This window comes from Pseudomonas sp. Fl4BN1, from assembly GCF_009908285.1.
Taxonomy (GTDB): Bacteria; Pseudomonadota; Gammaproteobacteria; order Pseudomonadales; family Pseudomonadaceae; genus Aquipseudomonas.
Map to the genome: position 1 here is coordinate 476644 of NZ_JAAARM010000001.1, position 21329 is coordinate 497972.

Sequence of the window (21329 nt, forward strand, 5' to 3'; positions counted from 1 at the left end):
GCATGAGCGATTCCCTTGATCTCAGCCTGGATGGCGTAGAACGCCGATCACTGGCCGACTTCACCGAAAATGCCTACCTCAACTACTCCATGTACGTGATCATGGACCGTGCTCTGCCGCACATCGGCGACGGCTTGAAACCGGTACAGCGGCGTATCGTCTACGCCATGAGTGAGTTGGGGCTGGATGCCGATTCCAAGCACAAGAAATCCGCGCGTACCGTGGGTGACGTGCTCGGCAAGTTCCACCCGCACGGCGACTCGGCCTGCTACGAAGCCATGGTGCTGATGGCCCAGCCATTCAGCTATCGCTACACGCTGGTGGACGGCCAGGGCAACTGGGGCGCGCCGGACGATCCCAAGTCCTTCGCCGCCATGCGCTACACCGAAGCACGCTTGTCGCGCTATTCCGAAGTACTGCTCAGCGAGCTGGGCCAGGGCACTGCGGACTGGGGGCCGAACTTCGACGGTACGCTCCAGGAGCCGCAAGTATTGCCGGCCCGGTTGCCGAACATCCTGCTCAATGGCACCACCGGCATTGCCGTGGGCATGGCCACCGACGTGCCGCCGCACAACCTGAGGGAAGTGGCCTCGGCCTGTGTGCGTCTGCTGGACGAGCCCAAGGCCACGGTGGAGCAGCTCTGTGAACATATCCAGGGCCCGGATTATCCCACCGAAGCGGAAATCATCACCCCTCGCGCCGATCTGCTGAAGATCTATGAAACCGGTCGTGGTTCGGTGCGCATGCGTGCCGTGTACCGCATCGAGGATGGCGACATCATCGTCACCGCGCTGCCGCATCAGGTCTCCGGGGCCAAGGTGCTGGAGCAGATTGCCGCGCAGATGCAGGCCAAGAAGCTGCCGATGGTAGCCGACCTGCGAGACGAGTCGGACCACGAGAACCCGTGCCGCATGGTGATCATCCCGCGCTCCAACCGGGTCGACCCCGAGGAGCTGATGCAGCATCTGTTCGCTACCACCGAGTTGGAGTCGACCTACCGGGTCAACGTCAACATCATCGGCCTGGACGGCAAGCCGCAACTGAAGAACCTGCGGGCGCTGCTGGTGGAATGGCTGGAATTCCGGGTGACCACTGTGCGCCGTCGCCTGCAGTTCCGCCTGGACAAGGTCGAGCGTCGCCTGCACCTGTTGGACGGTTTGCTGATTGCCTACCTCAACCTGGATGAAGTGATCCACATCATCCGTACCGAGGAGCATCCGCGGGCCAAGCTGATCGAGCGCTTTGCCCTCAGTGAGATTCAGGCTGACTACATCCTCGATACTCGCTTGCGGCAATTGGCACGCCTGGAAGAAATGAAGCTGCGCGCCGAGCAGGATGAATTGCTCAAGGAGCAGGCCAAGCTGCAAGCCCTGCTCAGCAGCGAAGCCAAGCTGAAAAAGCTGGTGCGTACGGAATTGCTGCAAGACGCCGAAACCTATGGCGACGACCGCCGTTCGCCGATCGTTGCCCGGGCCGAAGCCAAGGCACTGTCGGAAAACGAGCTGATGCCTACCGAGCCGGTCACCATCGTCCTGTCGGAAAAAGGCTGGGTCCGTTGTGCCAAGGGGCACGATATTGACGCCACTGGCCTGTCCTACAAGGCCGGCGACGGTTACAAGACCGCTGCTGCCGGACGCTCCAACCAGTTTGCGGTGTTCATCGACTCCACTGGTCGCAGCTACTCGGTGGCGGCCCACACACTGCCATCGGCCCGTGGTCAGGGTGAGCCTTTGACTGGCCGTCTGACACCGCCGCCGGGCGCGACCTTCGAGTGCGTGCTACTGCCGGATGACGATGCCTTGTATGTGATTGCCTCCGACGCCGGCTACGGCTTCGTGGTCAAGGGTGAGGATCTGCAAGCCAAGAACAAGGCGGGCAAGGCGCTGTTGAGCCTGCCGAACAACGCCAAGGTACTGGCACCGCGACCGGTGGCCGATCGCGAGCAAAACTGGCTGGCCTCGGTGACTACCGAAGGTCGACTGCTGGTGTTCAAGATCAGCGACCTGCCGCAACTGGGCAAGGGCAAGGGCAACAAGATCATCGGTATCCCCGGTGAGCGAGTGGCCAGCCGCGAGGAGTACGTGACCGACATCGCCGTGTTGCCGGATGGCGCGACCTTGGTCCTGCAAGCTGGCAAGCGCACCTTGTCCCTGAAGGCCGATGACCTTGAGCACTACAAGGGCGAGCGCGGGCGTCGTGGCAACAAATTGCCCCGCGGTTTCCAACGAGTGGATGCGTTGTTGGTAGAAACTCTCAGTTAAGGCTGGGCTAGAGCGCTCGATCTGCGATTTAAGCGCCAGATCGACGCTAGAACACTGGAGTCATGGCGCATATTCACGGATGATATGCGCTTTCAAACGCAGGCGTAGCCGTGCGTTATTCATGTTTTTTTGAGTATTTACACTGTGGCTAGCCTTATGGCCGCCACCTGGATGGGATGATGACTGCTCTGCGCCTTCCTCTTGTTTTCTTGCTCGCCGGCGTTCTTGGCCTGGCGGGTTGCAGCGTACACCAACCGGTGTCGCTGTATCAGTTGGACAGCGGAAGTCCAGCTCAGCCGGCCAGCGCCGGCATGTCGGTATTGCTCGGCCCGGTGCTGATCGCGGATTACCTGCAACGTGAAACCCTCCTGCAGCGCCAGAACGATGGCAGCCTGCAGGCTTCCACTGATGGTCGTTGGGCGGGCAGCTTGTCTTCGGATATCGACCAACTGTTGCTGCGCCAGGTGGCGGGCCAACTGGACAGCCAACGGGTCGTGCTGGCACCGGCTACCAGCGGTTTCACCCCGGATGTACAAGTGCTGCTGTCGATCACTCGTCTGGATTCCGGCAAGTCGCAACCTGCGGTGCTGGATGCGCAATGGCGCTTGATCGATCGTCGTGGCCAGGTGCGGGACAACCGCATCGTCCACCTGCAGGAGCAGCACGCGGGTACCACGGCTTCCCAGGTCCAGGCTCAAGGCGTGTTGTTGCAGCGCCTGGCCGAGCAGCTGTCGGTCGCTCTCAAGCCCCTGGCCAATCAGCCGGCGGTGGCGGAGGTGCCTCGCAAGGCCGCGCCGGCACCAGCGGCCAAGCCGGCAGAGCAGGAGAAGCAGCCGAAGATTCCGATGGCCACGCCGATCCGCACGGATATGGAAGTATTCAGGTTCTGAGGTGATTGGCTGCAAGACAAGGCCCGCCCATTGGCGGGCCTTGTCGTTTCTGCAGTGGGCGTGTCTGGTCGATTGCCTTCGCCGGCAAGCCGGCTCCTACGCAGTCCGCCGGGGCTGTTGTAGGAGCTGGCTTGCCAGCGAAGGGCGCCACGCCGCCCGCCAGCCAGGCACAAAAAAGCCCGCACTGGGCGGGCGTTTTCTTGCACGGTTTCAGCCTTACAGCTTGGCCCGTGTCTCGTGCATGCGCGCCAGTTGCCGTTCCAGCATCGACGGATAAGGCTCCATCAATCGTTCGACACAGCAGGCACCTTCCGGGCTGGCGATAGGGCGGATACGTGCTCGCTGACGAATCAGTGCATCATCGTTGATCTTGCGCTCTACCAGCAGCAGGTTGCGGCTGTGTTGGGACAGTGCCAGGGCATCCTGGGCGGTCTCGGTCAGCAGCAGGTCGATCTGGCTCAGGCCGAACAATTCATCGCCCAGGGTCAGGCCCAGCTGCAGTTGCAGGGTGATGCCGCTGTCGGCCACTTCGATCTGCAGGGCATGGCCCAGGGCGCGCAGCAGCTCGCCGCAGCAGATGGCATTGGTCAGGTAGTCGTCGCCGCTGTCTTCGCTGTGGAACAGCATCAGCGTGCTGCCGTCGTTCAGGGTGTGCAGCTCGCTCTGGTACAGCGAGGCCGCCTGATCGAGGCAATCGCGATAGCGTTCCAGCAATTCCATCAGGCGCGCGCGTGGCAGGCGCCGCAGTTGTTCCTGAGCGCCCAGTTGCACCGCGAGCACCGCACTGTGCTGAGGCTGTTTCGGGGCTTGAGGTTGTGATTGCGGTTGTGGCTTGGGCGCTGGTGCCGACGAGTGATCGCGCAGGTCGGCGAACGGGTCTTCCTCGTCCAGCTGGTCTTCCTCAGCGCTGACCTGGTGCCGTGGCGCAGGCTTGAGGCCGGCCACCGGGGCGCTTTCATCAAAGCTCGGATCGCGCAGGTTGCGCACTTCGAACGCCGGTTCGTCTGCCTCGGTGTCCTGGTAATCCTCTTCTTCGTCTTCTGGCTGAGGTTCCGGCTCCGGCTTTTCCGGCACCAGGCGCGCGTGTAGTTGGCGCGCCAGGTCGCCGATTTCGTCCTGGCGCTGAGTGGCCGGAGTGTGTTCATCCAGGTCCCGCAGCCAGACTCGCAGTTGCAGCAGTGGGGTGGAGATGTGGCGTCCCAGGCGCAGGCTCAGGGCCAATGCCAGGGCCAGCAGGATGGCGCTGAGAATCCCCATGCTCTGCAGGCTGATGGTCATCGGCTGCTGGAATTGCGCCATGTCCAGGCTGATCCGCAGGTTGCCGGCAGTCACGTCCTGGAAGGTGATCTTGGTTTGGTACACACCCTCGGTTTCACCCAGCAGGCTGCTCTTTGGGCGTTGGCCGGCTTCGGCGAGGATGCGGTTGTCGACGCTATAGATTGCCGCGTGGGCTACCAGCGGGTTCTTGGTCAGGTTGTTGAGCAGGACATTGAGGCTGAGGATGTCATTGGACACCAGCAGCTCGGTGGCCGAAGTGGCGGTCTGGGTGGTCAGGCTCTGACCCAGGGCGTCGGCCTGTTCATGCATGGCTTGCTTGAACTGCAGGCCCATCACGCCGGCATAGATCACCAGGGCCAGGGCGACCAGGATCACGTTATGGCTGGCAATGCGCAATGCAATCGGCACACGGCGATGACGCAGTGCACGGAAGATCAGCAGGAAGAAGTTATCGGTTTTAACTGGCGTGGGCCGGTTCACTGAGCTCGGCTCTTTTGTCCGTGAAGTTGACGCGCAGTATAGCGATAGGCCCTAGGCCGGCAAAGCGCTGGCTGTGCCCGATGGTCACCGAAAGTGGGTAGAATGAGCTTTTTTTCCACCTCGGGGGTGCGCCTTGCGCGAAATTGTCCTGATAAACATCACCGGCGAAGATCGTCCCGGTCTGACTGCGGCCATTACCGGTGTTCTGGCCCAGGGTGGTGTGAACATTCTCGACATTGGTCAGGCGGTGATCCACGACACCCTGTCGTTCGGCATCCTGGTTGAAATTCCGAGCAACGAGCAGAGCTCGTCGGTGCTCAAGGATATTCTGTTCACCGCCTACAAGCTCGACCAGCAGGTCCGCTTCACGCCGGTGTCCGAAGAGGACTACCAGCAATGGGTGGACGGCCAAGGCAAGAAGCGCCATATCGTTACTTTGCTGACCCGCAAGGTCACCGCTGAGCAACTGCAGCGAGTAAGTTCGATTACTGCCCAATATGGCCTGAACATCGACCATATCGATCGCCTGTCCGGGCGTATGCCTCTGGACATGCCGGCGGACCAGGGCAAGGGCTGCATCGAGTTTTCGGTGCGTGGCGAAGCCGCCGACCCACAGGCCTTGCGCGCTGAGTTCCTCAGTGTGGCTCAGGAGCTAAACGTCGATATCGCCTTCCAGGAGGACTCGCTGTTCCGCCGTAACCGGCGCCTGGCGGTGTTCGACATGGATTCGACATTGATCGAGGCTGAAGTCATCGACGAGCTGGCCAAGGCCGCCGGGGTTGGCGCTCGGGTGGCGGAAATCACCGAGCGGGCAATGGCCGGCGAGCTGGATTTCCGTGCCAGCTTCAAGGAGCGCCTGGCGCTGCTCAAGGGCCTGGACGTGAGCGTTCTGGATGCCATCGGCGCCTCCCTGCGCTTGACCGAAGGTGCGGAAACCCTGTTCGCCGAGCTCAAGCGCCTGGGCTACAAGACCGCGATCCTCTCCGGTGGCTTCACTTACTTCGCCAAGCAGCTGCAGGCCAAGCTGGGCATCGACTATGTGTTCGCCAACGAGTTGGAAGTGGTGGACGGCAAGGTCACCGGCGTGGCCGTGGAGCCGATTGTCGACGCTCAGCGCAAGGCCGATCTGCTGCGTGAACTGGCCCACAAGGAAGGCTTGCGACTGGAGCAGACTATCGCGGTCGGCGACGGCGCCAATGATCTGCCGATGCTGGGCATTGCCGGCTTGGGCGTGGCCTTCCGCGCCAAGCCACTGGTCAAGCAATCGGCCAAGCAGGCGATCTCCACCCTGGGCCTGGATGGCGTGCTGTACCTGCTGGGTTTCCGTGATCGTGACGGACAGCTCTGAGTTCCTGCCATCGCGCGAGGGGTGAAACCCTCAGCCCATGAAAAACGCCGCTGATCAGCGGCGTTTTTCATTTAGCGTTGGAGCATCAGGCTTTAGGCAGGCCCATGCCTTGCCCCATCTGCACGGGTGAGCCAGCGGTCAGGTCTTCGGCCCATTTCACCTGGTCCGGGCCAAACAGCACGATGGCGGTGGAGCCCAGTTTGAAGCGGCCCATCTCGGCACCTTTTTCCAGGTGGATTGGCGCTCGGGCGGCTTCGTCGTAACGCACGGTCTTGAGTTCGCGCTTGGGCGGCGTTACCAGGCCGGCCCAGACGGTTTCAATCGACGCGACGATCATTGCACCCACCAGCACCAGTGCCATCGGCCCGCGTTCGGTGTCGAAAATGCACACTACGCGCTCGTTGCGGGCGAACAGTTCGGGAACGTTCTCGGCGGTGGTCTGGTTCACCGAGAAGATCCTCCCAGGCACGTAGACCATTTCCCGCAGGGTACCGGCCAGAGGCATGTGCACCCGGTGGTAGTCCTTGGGCGACAGGTAGATGGTGGCGAAGTCACCGCCCATGAATGGCGCGGCCAGGGCCGGGTCGCCGCCCAGCAGTTCCAGCACGCTGTAGCTGTGGCCCTTGGCCTGGAACACTCGGCCGTGTTCGATCGGGCCCAGTTGGCTGACTGCACCGTCGGCTGGGCTGAGCACTGCGCCCGGAGTCGGGTCCAGCGGCCGGACACCGTCTTTCAGGGCGCGGGTGAAGAAGGCGTTGAAGTGCTCGTAAGCGGTCACGTCCTCCACTTGGGCCTCGGACATGTCCACCTGATACTGCTTGGCGAACCAACTGGTGAAGGCATTCTTGAACCAGCGCACGCGGCACTCGGCAATGCAGCCGGCCAGGCGCGACAGCAGGTGGTGAGGCAGCAGGTACTGGCTGAGGATGAACAAACGCTTTTTCATTGACTGTCCTTAAAAACCTTAAATCTCTACGGGCGTATCGGGATGATTGCCCCATTCGCCCCAGGAACCGGCGTAGCCCTTGACCCGTGGATAACCGAGCGCCTTGGCCACCAGGTAGGTGAAGCCAGAGCGGTGGTGGGTCTGGCAGTGGGTGATCACTTCTTTGTCTTTGCTGATGCCCAGGTCCTTGAGGATCTGCGGCATGTCGAGGCGGATGCGCAGGTGGCGTGCCTGGTCCATGCCGGCGGTCCACTCGAAGTTCACCGCGCCGGGGATGTGTCCGCCTTTGGCGGCCAGGACCTTCTCGCCGGAATACTCCAACGGACCGCGGGCGTCCCAGATCGCCAGGTCGGCAGCGCCGAGGCGGCTTTGCAGGTATTCCCGGGTGGCGATGGGCTCGTCATGCAGGGTCAGCGACACCGGGTTGCCTGCCGAGGCCGGAACTTCGGTGGAAACCGGCAGGCCTTCGCCCAACCAGGCTGTAAGGCCGCCATCCAGATAGTGGTAGCGGCTGTGGCCGATCACGTCCAACAGCCAGATGAAGCGCCCGGCCCAGCCACCGCCCTCGTCGTCATAGACCACATAGACGGCGTCCGGGGTGTGTCCGAGTTCGCCAAACAGCGTTTCGAGGGTGGACTGTGACGGTAGCAGCCCAGGGGCTGGAGCCTGGCCGAGCTGGGTGCGCTTGGGGTCGACGAAGCGTGCCCCGGGAATATGCCCGGTGGCGTAGCGGGCAGCGCTGGTCAGGTCGACCAGGATCAGTTCGCGAGCGTCGAGGCGGGCGAGCAAGTCGCTCGGTTCGATGACCAGCGGCAAGCCAGAGAAGTCAGACATGTCAGGTCCCCAGGGCGCAAAGGGAGAGATTGTAGCGCAAGCGTCATTGGCTGCGGTTGGTAAAGCTGTGCAAGGCCTTTTCGATGCACTGAGCGGTCTTGCCGAACGCCTGGACGCTGATTTCCGAAAACGGTACGCCGCCCTGATCGGCGATCGCCAGCATCAGCACCCGGTCGTTGCACGATAGGGAGCGGATCAGCAGGTGTTCACCGCGGAACAGTTGGCGCAGTGCTCCTGGCAAGTGAGCGGAGAATTGTGCTTTGTTGGCCGGGGTCAGGCGCACCAGGGCGGACTTTTCCAATAGGCGCTGCAGCAGCGTGCTCTGCTTGGCTTGGAACGTCAGGCTGGCAGCTTCCTTGGGCAAGCCGAAGAGCTGTTGTACCCGCAGATGATTCAGGCTGCGATCGACCATCAGTAGCATCACCCGGTGCATGCCGCAGGCGACCAGGGCGTCCCGGGCAAAGCCGGTGAGGTGCACGGCATTGGTAAAGGGGCTGGGGTCCTGCAACAGCTCGCCGCAGAGTTTGCGCCACTTGGCCAGCTCCGCCGCAGTGGGGGCCGGTGCTGGCAGTTCGCCGTGGTGCAGGCGCCGGGTGTTCCAGGGCCAGAGCAGGGCCTGGGCCGGGTGCCAGAGGTCGGGCTGGGTGTCGTTGCGAGCGCTTTGTACCGCTTGTTGGTGCAGCTGTTGCTGGACCTGGGCAACGGGAATTTGCAGGTACAGGCTAGTGAGATTCTGCCAGCGTCGGCCGTGAGGACTGTTCCAGGATTGATGCGCGGCCAGTGCCAGGCCGTTGGCCAGCAATACGGTGTTGGCCGGCTGATTGAGCCAGCGTCGCAGGTCGGGGTCGGCGTCCAGGCGCTGTTGTTGGCGCAACGGATTGTCGCTGTCCCGAGCGATCAGCATGGCCTTGGCCAGCAGGTGTTGTTCCTGGGTCAGCACGCGATAGCCCTGCTGGACCCAGATCGGCAAGTGCCAGGCTTGTACCAGGGCCTGGCACATCTCCATCAGGCGCACACCGAACAGCTGTAGTTCGACCTCGCGGGCGGATTCGTGTTTGTAGATGACCCGCAGCTCCCACTCTTCCAGCAGCTTGGGATACACCAGGGCCATGGCCCACAGGGGTGAGAGAAACAGCAGGCTGCCCCAGTGGATGTCTTGCCAGAGCCGTGCCAGGCGTCCGGCAAAGAAGCCGTTGGCTTGCTGGCTGGCATGCTGGCTGATCAGTTGGAACTGGCGTAGCGCCTGCGGGATCTGCTGTTCGGGCAGCGTCGGCAGCTGTTCGAGCAATTCCTCGGTGCGCTTGAGACCCAGGCGGTTGACTGCGATCTCCAGGTTTTCCGCCGGTTCAGTCATGCTGCCGTGGGCGTGCCGATTGGCTTCGCGGATCACGCTCAAGGCCAGTGCCGGACTGTTTTGCATCAGGTCGGCAATATCGCGCAGTGAGCTGCGATTGTTGGCAATGGCTGCGCAGACGCGGTCATGGCTGGCTTGCGGTACGGGCAGGCGCACGCCATTAAGGAGTCTTACCCAGGCGTCGAGAGAGGCGGGCGGGGAATGTGGGACGCTGGTTTCATTAGGCATGGTTGGGCGTAATCATCGTTTGCTGTGAACGCGCCCAGAACGGGCCAAACTGGCTTTTCGCCTTAACTGGCTATAGTCTGGCGCAGTTTTGCCGATAAGTAGAAGAAGAGTTTTAAGAACTTCCGAATATGACCTTGAACCCGACTCAGTAAGTACTCCCCTACCTATGGCTAAAATTATCGGCATCATCGTCGTATTCGCGAGCGTGCTCGGCGGATACGTGCTCTCTCACGGCAAAATCGCTGCCCTGATCCAGCCCTTCGAGGTGTTGATCATCGGCGGTGCGGCCTTTGGTGCTTTCCTCCAGGCCAACCCGGGTTATATGACGATGCACGTCATCAAGAAATCCCTGGGAATGTTCAGTTCGCGCTTCACTCACACTTTCTATTTGGAAGTGTTGGGTCTGATCTACGAAATCCTCAACAAGAGCCGCCGTGAAGGCATGATGGCGATTGAGGGGGATATCGAAGACGCCGCAGCCAGCCCGATTTTCGCCAAGTACCCGGCGGTTCTGAAGGACGAGCGCATGACTGCGTTCATCTGTGATTACCTGCGCATCATGTCCTCCGGCAACATGGCTCCCCACGAGTTGGAAGGCCTGTTCGACATGGAGCTGTTCAGCCTCAAGGAAGACCTTGAGCACCCATCCCATGCGGTTACCGGGATTGCCGACGCCATGCCCGGCTTCGGTATCGTCGCGGCGGTACTGGGGATTGTGGTGACCATGGCGTCCCTGGGTGAAGGCGACCAGAAGTCCATCGGTTTGCACGTAGGTGCGGCACTGGTGGGTACCTTCTTCGGTATTCTTGCGGCCTATGGTTTCTTCGGCCCGCTTGCCACTTCGTTGTCCCATGACGCTAAGGAAGAGCTGAATGTCTACGAGGCCATCAAGGCTTCGCTCGTAGCCTCCGCTTCCGGCATGCCGCCTTCGCTGGCGGTGGAGTTCGGGCGCAAGGTCCTGTACCCGGCGCACCGTCCTAGCTTCGCCGAGCTGGAACAAGCGGTTCGCGGTCGCTAAGTCATGGAAAATAATCAGCCGATTATCATCAAGCGCGTCAAGCGCTTCGCTGGCGGGCATCACGGGGGCGCCTGGAAAATCGCCTTCGCCGACTTTGCCACGGCGATGATGGCGTTCTTCCTGGTGCTGTGGTTGCTGTCCACTGCAACTCCGGAACAGAAGATCGCCATTGCCGGTTACTTCAAGGATCCGATCGGCTTCTCTGAAAGCGGCACGCCCTACATTATTGATCTGGGCGGCTCTCCGGAGCTGGCGCCAGATACCACCCTCAACCCCGAGATCAAGTCCCAGCCACAACCGGACAAGGTCACGGTGGATGCCGATCAGGTGGAGGGCATGGCCGAGCAGGTCGAGCGCGAGCGTCTCGAGTTGCTGCTGCAAGAGTTGCAGAACAAGGTCGAAGAGAATCCCCAACTGCAGAAGTTCAAGGATCAGATCCTCTTCGAGATCACCCCGGACGGTCTGCGCATCCAGATCATGGACGCCGAGAACCGGCCGATGTTCGACTCCGGCAGCGCCCGTCTGAAGCCGTATTTCGAAGACATCCTGCTGGCCATGGCCGACACCATCAAGACGGTGCCGAACAAGATCAGCATCAGCGGTCATACCGATGCCAAGCCGTATTCGGGCACTGGCGACTTCGGTAACTGGGAGCTGTCTGCCAACCGTGCCAACGCTGCGCGGCGGGCGTTGGTGGCTGGTGGTTATCCTGATCCGCAAGTGGCACGAGTAGTGGGTTTCGCCTCCTCTGCGCTGTTCGATCGCAAGGATCCGTTCAACCCGGTCAACCGGCGTATCGATATCGTGGTGCTGACCAAGAAGGCGCAGCGCGCCATCGAGGGTGAGCAGACCGATCCGAATGCCCCGGCGCCAGCCCAGGGGAGCGGGGCTCCCGGGGCGGTGCCGGGTGCGGCAACTGATCCGAATGCCCTGCCGCCGGGCAGCGAGTCACTGCCGGCTCATGAAGTGCGCCAGCGGATGAACATCTTTGAAGATGGCGTGCTGAAGATGGATGAGCAGGGTGCGGCAGGTCAGGCGCCAGCTTCCAGGCCGGCTCCGACGGCCCCGACACCCCAGCCTGCGGCGCCACCGGCTGTACCGGGAACGGTGAAGTGACAAATGACAAGGCCGCGAAGATCGCGGCCTTGTCGTTTCTACGGTCGTTCGTTCAGTAGCTGTTGTCGGGCAGGCTGGCGAGGATCGAGCGGTAGCTGTTCATCCGTTGTTGTTGGATGCGCCCATCTTCCAGAGCCTTGAGCAGTGCGCAGCCCGGTTCGCGATCGTGCTTGCAGTCGCGGAAGCGGCAGGTGCCCAGCAAGTCGTTGAACTCGATGAAGCCGGCCTCGACATCGGCCCGGCTGACATGTCCCAGGCCGAATTCACGAATGCCTGGGGAGTCGATCAGTTCACCGCCGCCGGGGAAGTGGAACAACCGCGCGGTAGTCGTGGTGTGGGTGCCCTGCCCGGAAAGCTCGGAGAGTGGGCCGACCCGGGTTTCGACTTCCGGTAGCAGGCTGTTCACCAGGGACGACTTGCCTACCCCGGACTGACCGACGAACACACTGATGCGACCATCCAGCAGGGCTTGCAGTTGTTCCATGCCGTCGCCGTGATGGGCCGAGACTTCCAGCAGTGGATAACCCAGCTGGCGATAGACCGCGAGCAAGGCGTTGAGTGCCGGAGCGTTCTGCTCGTCGATCAGGTCGGCCTTGTTCAATAGCAGCAGTGGCCGGATACCGGCGTGCTCGGCGGCCACCAGGTAACGGTCGATGAGGTTGGCGTGGGGCTCGGGCATGGGCGCAAACACGATCACGATCATGTCGACGTTGGCGGCCACTGGCTTGAGCTGGCCGCGGCTGTCCGGGCGGCACAGCTCGGTGTTGCGCGGCAGTTGCGCGACGATCACCCCGATGCCCTGGTTGCCGGCGCGCCAGACCACTTGATCCCCAGTCACCAGGGCGGGCAGGTTGGCCCGCAAGTGGCAGCGGAACACTTGGCCGGCCAGTTCGCCTTCGCGGGCCTCGACCTCGACCTGAACGCCGAAGTGGGCAATGACCAGGCCGGTCTGTTCCGGGCCCAGGTCGCCACCTTCCAGTGCCTCTACGGCGGAGGACTCGCGTTTGGCAGCGCGAGCAGCGCGCTCACCCTGAATCTTTTCGATGCGCCAGTTTTGGCGGCGATTGAGCTGGCGTTTGGCCATTGGTGTTCCGTGTCGATAATTACGGCGGTTGGGTAAAACGGCGGCGAGTTTAGCACGCCGGGCAGGCCCGCTAGGCTAAACTGCGCAACTACGCCGAGGAGCCCACCCATGCAAAACCCGCAGAACCTGATTTGGATCGATCTGGAAATGACCGGTCTGAACCCTGACACCGACGTCATCATCGAGATGGCGACCATTGTCACCGACAGCAATCTCAACACCTTGGCTGAAGGACCGGTCATCGCCATCCACCAGAGCGACGAAATCCTTGCCGGCATGGATGAATGGAATACCCGCCAGCATGGCGGTTCCGGGCTGACCCAGCGGGTTCGCGAAAGCCGTATCAGCATGGCCGAAGCCGAAGCCCAGACCATTGCCTTCCTGGAGCAATGGGTGCCCAAGGGCAAGTCGCCGATCTGCGGCAACAGCATCTGCCAGGACCGACGCTTCCTCTATCGTCACATGAAGGCCCTGGAAAGCTACTTTCACTACCGCAATCTTGATGTCTCGACCCTCAAGGAGCTGGCTGCTCGCTGGGCTCCGGACGTGCGCGATAGCTTCAAGAAAGGCGGCACCCACCTGGCCCTGGACGATATCCGCGAGTCGATCGCTGAGCTGCAGCATTACCGCAAGCACTTCATCAAGCTCTGATCGCAGGAACCGGCTTGCCGGAGAACGGGCGCGCAGCAAACTCCGCGTCCGTACTTGCCCTCTTTTGGTGCTCGCTTCAACTGAGTAGACTGCGCGCCTTCCTGTAAGGACCGCCATCATGCTGTTGATGCTTTATCTGATTGCCATTACCGCCGAGGCCATGACCGGCGCACTGTCTGCCGGCCGTCGCGGCATGGACTGGTTCGGCGTGGTGCTGATCGCCTGTGTCACCGCGCTGGGGGGCGGTTCGGTCCGTGATGTGCTGCTGGGGCATTACCCGCTGACCTGGGTCAAGCACCCGGAATACCTGGTGCTGACCTCGGTGGCAGCCTTGGTGACGATTTTCATCGCGCCGCTGATGCGCCATCTGCGTTCGCTGTTTTTAGTGCTCGACGCCGTGGGCCTGGTGGCCTTTACCCTGATCGGCTGCATGACCGCTCTGGAGATGGGGCACGGCATGCTGGTGGCTGCGGTCAGCGGGGTGATCACCGGGGTCTTTGGCGGCATCCTCCGGGATATCTTCTGCAACGACATTCCGCTGATCTTCCGTCGCGAACTGTATGCCAGCGTGTCCTTTGCCGCCGCCTGGTGCTACATGCTGTGCATCTACCTGCAACTGCCCAGTGAGCAGTCGATCCTGATCACCCTGTTCGGCGGTTTCCTATTGCGCTTGCTGGCAATTCGTTTTCACTGGGAAATGCCCAAGTTCGTCTACAACGACGAGCATTGACGGTTGGCGTGCTGGGTCAGGGCCCATTGCACATGCTCGCGCACCAACTCCGATGGATAGTCCTGGCGGGCCTTGAGGGCCTCCAGTACCGGAATGCTCGATGGTGCATTGCCCAGGCCCACTGCCAGGTTGCGTAGCCAGCGCTCGTAACCCGCACGGCGTAGCGGTGAGCCCTCGGTGCTGCTGAGGAACTTGTCCTCGTCCCACAGGAACAGTTCCGCCAGTTCCGCGTTGTCCAGGTTGTGTCGAGGCTTGAAGTCACCTTCTCCCGAGGGGCGGGCGAAGCGGTTCCAGGGGCAGACGATCTGGCAATCGTCGCAGCCGAATACCCGATTGCCAATCAGCGGGCGCAGGTCTTCGGGGATGGCATTTTTCAGTTCGATGGTCAGGTAGGAAATGCAGCGCCGCGCATCCAGCACATAGGGGCCGACAAAGGCCTTGGTCGGGCAGATGTCCAGGCAGGCTGTGCAGCGTCCGCAATGCTCGGTGGCATGGGGCGCGTCCACTGGCAGCGGTAGGTCGACGAACAGTTCGCTGAGGAAGAAGTAGCTGCCGGCCTTACGGTTCAGCACCAGGGTGTTCTTGCCGATCCAGCCGAGCCCGGCCTGTTCGGCGATGGCCTTCTCCAGCACGGGCGCGCTGTCGACGAAGGCCCGATAGCCAAAGGGCCCGATGGCTTGCTGGATGCGCTCTGCCAGTTGTTGCACGCGTTTGCGGATCAGCTTGTGGTAGTCGCGGCCCAGGGCGTAGCGCGAGACGTAGGCTTTGGAGGGTTCGGCCAGGCGCTGGGCCATTTGGGTATCGCCGGGGAGGTAGTCCATGCGCAGCGACACCACTCGCAGAGTGCCGGGCACCAATTGGTCGGGGTGGGAGCGTTTGCTGCCGTGGGCGCCCATGTATTCCATCTCGCCGTGGTAGCCGGCGGCGAGCCAACGCTCCAGGTGCTGCTCATGCTCGGCCAGGTCCAGGCCGCTGATGCCGACTTGTTGAAAGCCCAGTTCGCGGCCCCAGTCCTTGATCGATTGGGCGAGAGCGGGGAGATCCTGGGTAATAGCGGGCATGATGCGAGAGAAACCGGGGCTGAGGTGCGTATAATTCTGCCAGACATCGGAGCTTGAAGACGCATGCCGCAGACAAAACACCCTTTACCTGACGTTCAGTTGCTGACTTCCGGCCATTTGCCGCGTCTGAACGTGCGCTCCCGAGATGCTCATAAAGGCCAGTTCGGCCATCTGTTGTTGATCGGTGGCGATCGAGGCTTTGCCGGTGCTGCTTTGTTGAGTGCTGAATGCGCTCTGCGCAGTGGCGCGGGGCTGGTGTCCCTGGCCACTCGCAGCGAACATGTGGCTGCGGCCGGTGCGCGCCTACCGGAAGTCATGACCCTGGGTACCCATTCGGCCAATCAGTTGATGGGGCTGTTGGCACAGGCCAGCGTGGTGGTGGTCGGCCCTGGCCTGGGCCAGGGCGCCTGGGGGCGTAGCCTGTTGTCCGCTGCGGCCAACGCGGCTTTGCCTCAAGTGTGGGATGCCGACGCCTTGAACCTATTGGCGCTGGGCGGTCTGCAACTGCCGACCGGCAGTGTGATCACCCCACATCCCGGGGAGGCAGCTCGTCTGTTGGGTGTTTCCATTGCCGAGGTTCAGAGTGATCGCCCTGCGGCTGTTCGAGCCTTGAGCGAGAAATACGCAGCGATTGCCGTGCTCAAGGGCGCTGGTAGCCTGATCGCCAGTCCCGACGGCCAGTTGGCCCGCTGTGATGCTGGGCATCCGGCGATGGCCACTGCGGGTTTGGGGGATGTGCTCGCGGGGTTGATCGGTGCGTTGCTGGCACAGCGGTTGCCGGCATTCGATGCTGCCTGCCTGGCAGTCTGGCTGCATGCCAGCGCCGGCGAGCTGCAAGGAAAATTGGGCCGTGGGCTGGCGGCCAGTGATCTGATCCCAGCCATTCGTCAGTTGTTGGAGGAGCAATCACCGTGTCTGAGTTAACCCTTTATCTGGCCGACGAGCAGGCCATGGTGGAATTTGGTGCACGTATTGCCCGGGTCACCGGGGGCGTGGGAGTGATTTTTCTGGAGGGCGACCTCGGGGCCGGTAAAACCACCTTGTCTCGGGGGATCATCCGGGGATTGGGGCATGTAGGCGCAGTAAAAAGCCCGACCTTTACCCTGGTAGAGCCCTACGAGATCGGTACGGTGCGGGCCTTTCACTTCGATCTGTACCGTTTGGTCGACCCGGAGGAGCTAGAGTTTCTGGGGATTCGCGACTACTTCGAAGGTGATGCATTGTGCCTTTTGGAATGGCCCCAGCGTGGTGCAGGCTTTTTGCCAAAGCCCGACCTGACCATTACCATTACACCGCATAACAATGGGCGTTCTGTGCATCTGTTGTCTCAGGGCTCGCGAGGCGAGTCCTGGTGTGCCGCTTTGGCGTTGGAATTCAAATAATTGATGGGGTTAGGTATGCGCATTCGCGCGTTGGTTGCTGTCGTAGGACTGTTGCTTACGGCATTGGCCGTCGATGCTGTGGCCGCTACACAGGTTCGCAGTGTCCGCCTGTGGCGGGCACCGGATAACACGCGACTGGTATTCGACTTGTCCGGCCCGGTTCAGCACAGCGTCTTTACCCTGACGGCCCCGGATCGCCTGGTGATCGATATCAATGGCGCGACTCTTGGCGGCCCGCTGAACGTTGCCACGGCCAACACGCCGATTACCGCCATGCGTTCGGCGCAGCGCACCCCCAGCGACCTGCGGGTGGTCATCGACCTGAAAAAAGCCGTCACGCCAAAAAGCTTTACCCTGGCGCCCAACGCCCAGTACGGCAATCGCCTGGTGGTCGACCTGTTCGATAATCCCGCTGACGCCGCGCCACCTGCTGCGCCTCCACCCACTGTCGCGACCGTGCCGGCAGTGCCGGTCACCCCGGTGGAACCAGCGATCAAGCTGCCTCCAGCTCCGGCGGGCAAGCGCGACATCATTGTGGTAATCGACGCCGGTCACGGCGGTGAGGACCCGGGTGCGTCCGGCTCGCGAGGGCAGCATGAGAAAGATGTAGTGTTGGCTATCGCCCGGGAACTGCAGCGTCAGGTCAATGGCCTCAAGGGCTTCCGCGCCGAACTGACCCGTACTGGCGACTACTTCATTCCGTTGCGTGGCCGTACCGAGATCGCTCGGAAGAAGGGTGCTGACCTGTTCGTTTCGATCCACGCTGACGCCGCCCCTTCGGCTGCTGCGTTTGGTGCTTCGGTGTTCGCCTTGTCCGAGCGCGGTGCCACTTCGGAAACTGCCCGCTGGCTGGCGGACAGTGAAAACCGTTCCGACCTGATCGGTGGTGCCGGCAACGTTAGTCTGGATGACAAGGACCGGATGCTGGCGGGGGTGTTGCTGGACCTGTCGATGACCGCGTCCCTGACCTCCAGCCTGAATGTCGGGCAGAAGGTCCTGAACAATATCGGCCGGGTTACGCCGCTGCACAAACAACGGGTGGAGCAGGCCGGGTTCATGGTGCTCAAGTCCCCGGACATCCCGTCGATCCTGGTGGAGACCGGCTTTATCTCCAACTCTAACGAAGCCTCGAAGCTGGCTACCGCCAGCCATCAGCAGGCCTTGGCGCGTTCCATCAGCAGCGGTGTGCGGCAGTTCTTCCAGCAAAACCCACCACCAGGGACGTATATCGCCTGGCTGCGGGATTCCGGAAAAATCGCCCAGGGGCCACGTGATCACCGGGTCAGCCCGGGTGAGACCCTGGCCATGATTGCGGTGCGCTATCAGGTCTCAGCGGCTGCCTTGCGCAACGCCAACAACCTGAAAAGCGACGAGTTGAAAGTGGGGCAGGTCCTGACCGTCCCCGGCACTGAATTGGCGGCCAAGGAATGAGTGATTCGGCAATCAGCGGCGCGCGTATCGAGCTGCTCAGCCCCCGCCTGGCCAACCAGATCGCGGCAGGCGAGGTGGTTGAACGCCCGGCCTCGGTGATCAAGGAGTTGCTGGAAAACAGCCTGGACTCTGGTGCCAAGCGCATCGATGTGGATGTTGAGCAGGCCGGGGTCAAGCTGTTGCGGGTGCGCGACGATGGCAGTGGTATTTCCTCCGACGACCTGCCGCTGGCGCTGGCCCGTCACGCCACCAGCAAGATTCGCGACCTGGAAGACCTGGAGCGGGTAATGAGCCTGGGTTTCCGCGGTGAAGCCTTGGCCTCCATCAGCTCCGTGGCTCGTCTGACCCTGACTTCCCGTACCCGGGATGCCGAGCAGGCCTGGCAGGTGGAAACCGAAGGCCGGGACATGGCTCCGCGAGTACAGCCGGCGGCGCATCCGGTGGGGACTTCGGTGGAAGTGCGTGATCTGTTCTTCAATACTCCGGCCCGGCGCAAGTTCCTCAAGGCGGAGAAGACCGAGTTCGATCACTTGCAGGAAGTGATCAAGCGCCTGGCCCTGGCGCGTTTTGACGTGGCCTTTCATCTGCGGCACAACGGCAAGAGCATCCTCAGCCTGCACGAAGCCAAGGACGACGCGGCGCGTGCCCGGCGTGTGGCAGCGGTCTGTGGCTCGGGCTTTCTGGAGCAGGCGCTGCCCATTGAGGTCGAGCGCAATGGCCTGCATCTATGGGGCTGGGTGGGCTTGCCGACCTTTTCTCGCAGCCAGGCGGACTTGCAGTATTTCTACGTCAATGGACGCGCCGTGCGGGACAAGCTGGTAGCCCACGCGGTGCGCCAGGCTTATCGCGATGTGCTGTTCAACGGCCGGCACCCGACCTTTGTGCTGTTTTTCGAAGTCGATCCTTCGGTGGTCGACGTCAACGTGCATCCGACCAAACACGAAGTGCGCTTCCGTGACGGACGCATGGTGCATGACTTCCTCTATGGCACCTTGCACAGAGCCTTGGGCGATGTGCGTCCCGAGGACCAGTTGGCGGCGCCCGCTGCGGTGGCTGGTATCGTGCGGCCGACCGGTATCGAGGCTGGAGAGTTCGGGCCCCAGGGTGAGATGCGCCTGGCGGCGAATTTGGCCCTAGAGCAGCCGCAGTCCCAGCCGAGCCTCAGTGCGCCAGGTACTGGTGCCGGCGCCGGCTACCAATATCAGTACACGCCACGCCCCCAGGCAGTGTTGCCAGCAGCGGAGGCCCAGGGGGCCTATCGCGAGTTTTTTGCGCCATTGCCGGGCGGCGCCGCTGCGGCCCTGCCAGAGGGGCAGGAGGACATTCCCCCATTGGGGTATGCCCTGGCGCAGCTCAAGGGCATCTACATTCTGGCGGAAAACGCCCAGGGCTTGGTGCTGGTGGATATGCACGCGGCCCATGAGCGGATTATGTACGAGCGCTTGAAGGTGGCGATGGCCAGCGAAGGCCTGAGTGGCCAGCCATTGCTGGTACCGGAGTCGATTGCGGTCAGCCAGCGTGAAGCCGATTGTGCTGAAGAGCATGCCAGCTGGTTCCAGCGCCTGGGCTTCGAGCTGCAGCGCCTTGGGCCCGAGACCCTGGCGATCCGGCAGATCCCGGCGCTGTTGAAGCAGGCCGAGGCCAATCGCCTGGTGCACGATGTGCTCGCAGACCTGATGGAATATGGCACCAGTGACCGGATCCAGGCTCACCTCAATGAGCTGCTGGGGACCATGGCCTGCCACGGAGCGATTCGCGCCAATCGGCGACTGGCCCTGCCGGAAATGAACGGCTTGCTGCGGGATATGGAAAACACCGAACGCAGTGGTCAATGCAACCACGGTCGACCGACCTGGACCCAGATGGGCCTGGACGACCTGGACAAACTCTTTCTGCGCGGCCGTTGATGACTCAGCTTCCTCCAGCGATTTTCCTCATGGGCCCGACCGCTGCGGGCAAGACCGATCTGGCCATCGAGCTGACCAAGGTGCTGCCTTGCGAGCTGATCAGCGTCGACTCGGCATTGGTCTATCGCGGCATGGACATTGGTACCGCCAAGCCCTCCAAGGAGTTGCTGGCGCAGTTTCCCCACCGTCTGATCGATATCCTTGACCCGTCCGAAAGTTACTCTGCGGCGGATTTTCGCACCGATGCCCTGGCGGCCATGGCGGATATCACCTCGCGGGGCAAGATCCCGCTGCTGGTGGGCGGCACCATGTTGTATTACAAGGCGCTGCTGGAAGGTTTGGCGGACATGCCTCCGGCGGATCCCAGTGTGCGCGCCGAGCTTGAAGACGAGGCTGCACGCCTTGGCTGGCAAGCGCTGCATGACCAGTTGGCGGTGGTTGATCCAGAGTCTGCGGCCAGGATCCACCCTAATGATCCCCAGCGCCTGACCCGGGCGCTGGAAGTCTATCGGGTCAGCGGCTTGACAATGACCGCCCATCGCCAGCGTCAATTGGCGCAAAGTACTGAAGCAGGCGCATCGGGACGCAGTCAATTGCCCTATACTGTCGCGAATCTGGCCATCGCTCCGGCGAATCGCCAGGTACTGCACCAGCGTATTGCACAAAGATTCACACAAATGTTGGAACAGGGATTCATTGACGAGGTCGTAGCTCTGCGTTCGAGAAGTGACCTGCATGCCGGGTTGCCGTCTATACGTGCAGTGGGCTACCGCCAAGTCTGGGATCATCTGGATGGCAAGCTGACGTCAGCCGAAATGCAGGAGCGGGGCATCATTGCCACGCGCCAATTGGCGAAGCGCCAGTTCACCTGGTTACGCAGTTGGGCTGACCTGCAATGGTTGGACAGCCTGGATTGCGACAATCTGCCACGCGCCTTGAAATACTTGGGGACGATCTCCATATTGAGCTGAGTCCTTGTAATTGCCGTCTATCCTTGGGGGTGTGACGGCTTTAGCCACCTGTTTTCCGATTTTTATTATTGATCCTTAAAGGAGTGCGGCACATGTCAAAAGGGCATTCGCTACAAGACCCTTACTTGAATACATTGCGTAAAGAGAAGGTTGGGGTTTCCATCTATTTGGTCAACGGGATCAAACTGCAAGGCACGATCGAGTCGTTTGACCAGTTCGTTATCCTGCTGAAAAACACCGTCAGCCAAATGGTTTACAAGCACGCTATCTCGACAGTAGTTCCAGTTCGCCCGATTCGTCTGCCTAGCGCATCCGAATCCGAACAGGGTGACGCTGAGCCAGGTAACGCCTGATAGGAG

Annotated in this window: 19 protein-coding genes; 13 read left to right on the forward strand and 6 right to left on the reverse strand. The window is 61.8% G+C overall.

All coding sequences use genetic code 11. The annotated features are described in order from the left end of the window. The first annotated feature begins 2 nt into the window (after positions 1-2). Both parC and GV818_RS02085 read left to right on the forward strand, forming a co-directional pair. Positions 3-2261 (forward strand): DNA topoisomerase IV subunit A, encoded by a 2259-nt coding sequence (parC, locus tag GV818_RS02080; RefSeq protein ID WP_161758959.1) that lies wholly within the window; start codon positions 3-5, stop codon positions 2259-2261. A gap of 179 nt (positions 2262-2440) precedes the next feature. Continuing rightward, a complete protein-coding gene (locus GV818_RS02085; protein ID WP_161758960.1) occupies positions 2441-3151 on the forward strand; it encodes a PqiC family protein in 711 nt (236 codons plus the stop codon). Between the two features lie 216 nt (positions 3152-3367). Here the strand turns inward: GV818_RS02085 and GV818_RS02090 are convergent, their stop codons facing one another. Then, the gene (locus GV818_RS02090) at positions 3368-4909 is read right to left on the reverse strand and encodes an AhpA/YtjB family protein (RefSeq protein ID WP_161775724.1); all 1542 of its coding nucleotides are present in this window, start codon (positions 4907-4909) and stop codon (positions 3368-3370) included. 133 nt (positions 4910-5042) lie between these two features. Here GV818_RS02090 and serB point away from each other — a divergent pair, with 133 nt between their 5' ends. Then, on the forward strand, positions 5043-6257 hold the full coding sequence (gene serB / locus GV818_RS02095; protein ID WP_161758962.1) for a phosphoserine phosphatase SerB: 1215 nt from the start codon (positions 5043-5045) through the stop codon (positions 6255-6257). A gap of 85 nt (positions 6258-6342) precedes the next feature. Here serB and asd read toward each other — a convergent pair whose 3' ends face one another. Genes asd through GV818_RS02110 form a run of 3 tightly spaced genes read right to left on the reverse strand, consistent with a single transcriptional unit; the run spans position 6343 to position 9619 of the window. Next, positions 6343-7203 (reverse strand): archaetidylserine decarboxylase, encoded by an 861-nt coding sequence (gene asd, locus GV818_RS02100; protein WP_161758963.1) that lies wholly within the window; start codon positions 7201-7203, stop codon positions 6343-6345. Positions 7204-7221: 18 nt separating this feature from the next. Then, positions 7222-8037, reverse strand: coding sequence for a rhodanese-like domain-containing protein (locus GV818_RS02105; protein ID WP_161758964.1), 816 nt, complete (start codon positions 8035-8037; stop codon positions 7222-7224). Positions 8038-8080: 43 nt separating this feature from the next. Continuing rightward, a complete protein-coding gene (locus GV818_RS02110; RefSeq protein WP_161775725.1) occupies positions 8081-9619 on the reverse strand; it encodes an HDOD domain-containing protein in 1539 nt (512 codons plus the stop codon). 166 nt (positions 9620-9785) lie between these two features. On the opposite strand from GV818_RS02110, the gene motA reads away from it, so the two are divergent. Together motA and motB are read left to right on the forward strand one after the other, a co-directional pair. Further along, positions 9786-10637, forward strand: a complete 852-nt coding sequence (motA, locus tag GV818_RS02115; protein ID WP_161758966.1) for a flagellar motor stator protein MotA — start codon at positions 9786-9788, stop codon at positions 10635-10637. A gap of 3 nt (positions 10638-10640) precedes the next feature. After that, complete coding sequence (motB, locus tag GV818_RS02120; RefSeq protein WP_161758967.1) at positions 10641-11753, forward strand: flagellar motor protein MotB; 1113 nt, start codon at positions 10641-10643, stop codon at positions 11751-11753. Between the two features lie 52 nt (positions 11754-11805). On the opposite strand, the gene rsgA is transcribed toward motB, so the two are convergent. Further along, on the reverse strand, positions 11806-12837 hold the full coding sequence (gene rsgA, locus GV818_RS02125) for a small ribosomal subunit biogenesis GTPase RsgA (RefSeq protein ID WP_161758968.1): 1032 nt from the start codon (positions 12835-12837) through the stop codon (positions 11806-11808). 108 nt (positions 12838-12945) lie between these two features. Here rsgA and orn point away from each other — a divergent pair, with 108 nt between their 5' ends. Continuing rightward, positions 12946-13488, forward strand: a complete 543-nt coding sequence (gene orn / locus GV818_RS02130) for an oligoribonuclease (RefSeq protein WP_053277194.1) — start codon at positions 12946-12948, stop codon at positions 13486-13488. Positions 13489-13603: 115 nt separating this feature from the next. Next, on the forward strand, positions 13604-14218 hold the full coding sequence (locus GV818_RS02135) for a trimeric intracellular cation channel family protein (protein ID WP_177431252.1): 615 nt from the start codon (positions 13604-13606) through the stop codon (positions 14216-14218). On the opposite strand, the gene queG is transcribed toward GV818_RS02135, so the two are convergent. Next, on the reverse strand, positions 14200-15279 hold the full coding sequence (queG, locus tag GV818_RS02140; protein ID WP_161758969.1) for a tRNA epoxyqueuosine(34) reductase QueG: 1080 nt from the start codon (positions 15277-15279) through the stop codon (positions 14200-14202). The genes GV818_RS02135 and queG overlap by 19 nt on opposite strands. A 63-nt stretch (positions 15280-15342) precedes the next feature. Between queG and GV818_RS02145 the strand changes: the two genes are divergently transcribed. The 6 genes from GV818_RS02145 to hfq all read left to right on the forward strand — a co-directional run bounded on the left by GV818_RS02145 (position 15343) and on the right by hfq (position 21323). Then, positions 15343-16203, forward strand: coding sequence for an NAD(P)H-hydrate dehydratase (locus GV818_RS02145; protein ID WP_161758970.1), 861 nt, complete (start codon positions 15343-15345; stop codon positions 16201-16203). Continuing rightward, a complete protein-coding gene (gene tsaE / locus GV818_RS02150; RefSeq protein ID WP_161758971.1) occupies positions 16191-16661 on the forward strand; it encodes a tRNA (adenosine(37)-N6)-threonylcarbamoyltransferase complex ATPase subunit type 1 TsaE in 471 nt (156 codons plus the stop codon). Before GV818_RS02145 ends, tsaE begins: the two co-directional genes overlap by 13 nt. A 3-nt stretch (positions 16662-16664) precedes the next feature. Continuing rightward, positions 16665-18092, forward strand: coding sequence for an N-acetylmuramoyl-L-alanine amidase (locus tag GV818_RS02155; protein WP_218579776.1), 1428 nt, complete (start codon positions 16665-16667; stop codon positions 18090-18092). Next, positions 18089-19999, forward strand: a complete 1911-nt coding sequence (mutL, locus tag GV818_RS02160; RefSeq protein ID WP_161775726.1) for a DNA mismatch repair endonuclease MutL — start codon at positions 18089-18091, stop codon at positions 19997-19999. The genes GV818_RS02155 and mutL overlap by 4 nt, the downstream gene beginning before the upstream one ends. Further along, complete coding sequence (gene miaA / locus GV818_RS02165) at positions 19999-20970, forward strand: tRNA (adenosine(37)-N6)-dimethylallyltransferase MiaA (RefSeq protein ID WP_161758974.1); 972 nt, start codon at positions 19999-20001, stop codon at positions 20968-20970. Before mutL ends, miaA begins: the two co-directional genes overlap by 1 nt. A gap of 92 nt (positions 20971-21062) precedes the next feature. Next, the gene (gene hfq / locus GV818_RS02170) at positions 21063-21323 is read left to right on the forward strand and encodes an RNA chaperone Hfq (protein WP_007921378.1); all 261 of its coding nucleotides are present in this window, start codon (positions 21063-21065) and stop codon (positions 21321-21323) included. The last annotated feature ends 6 nt before the right edge of the window (positions 21324-21329 follow it).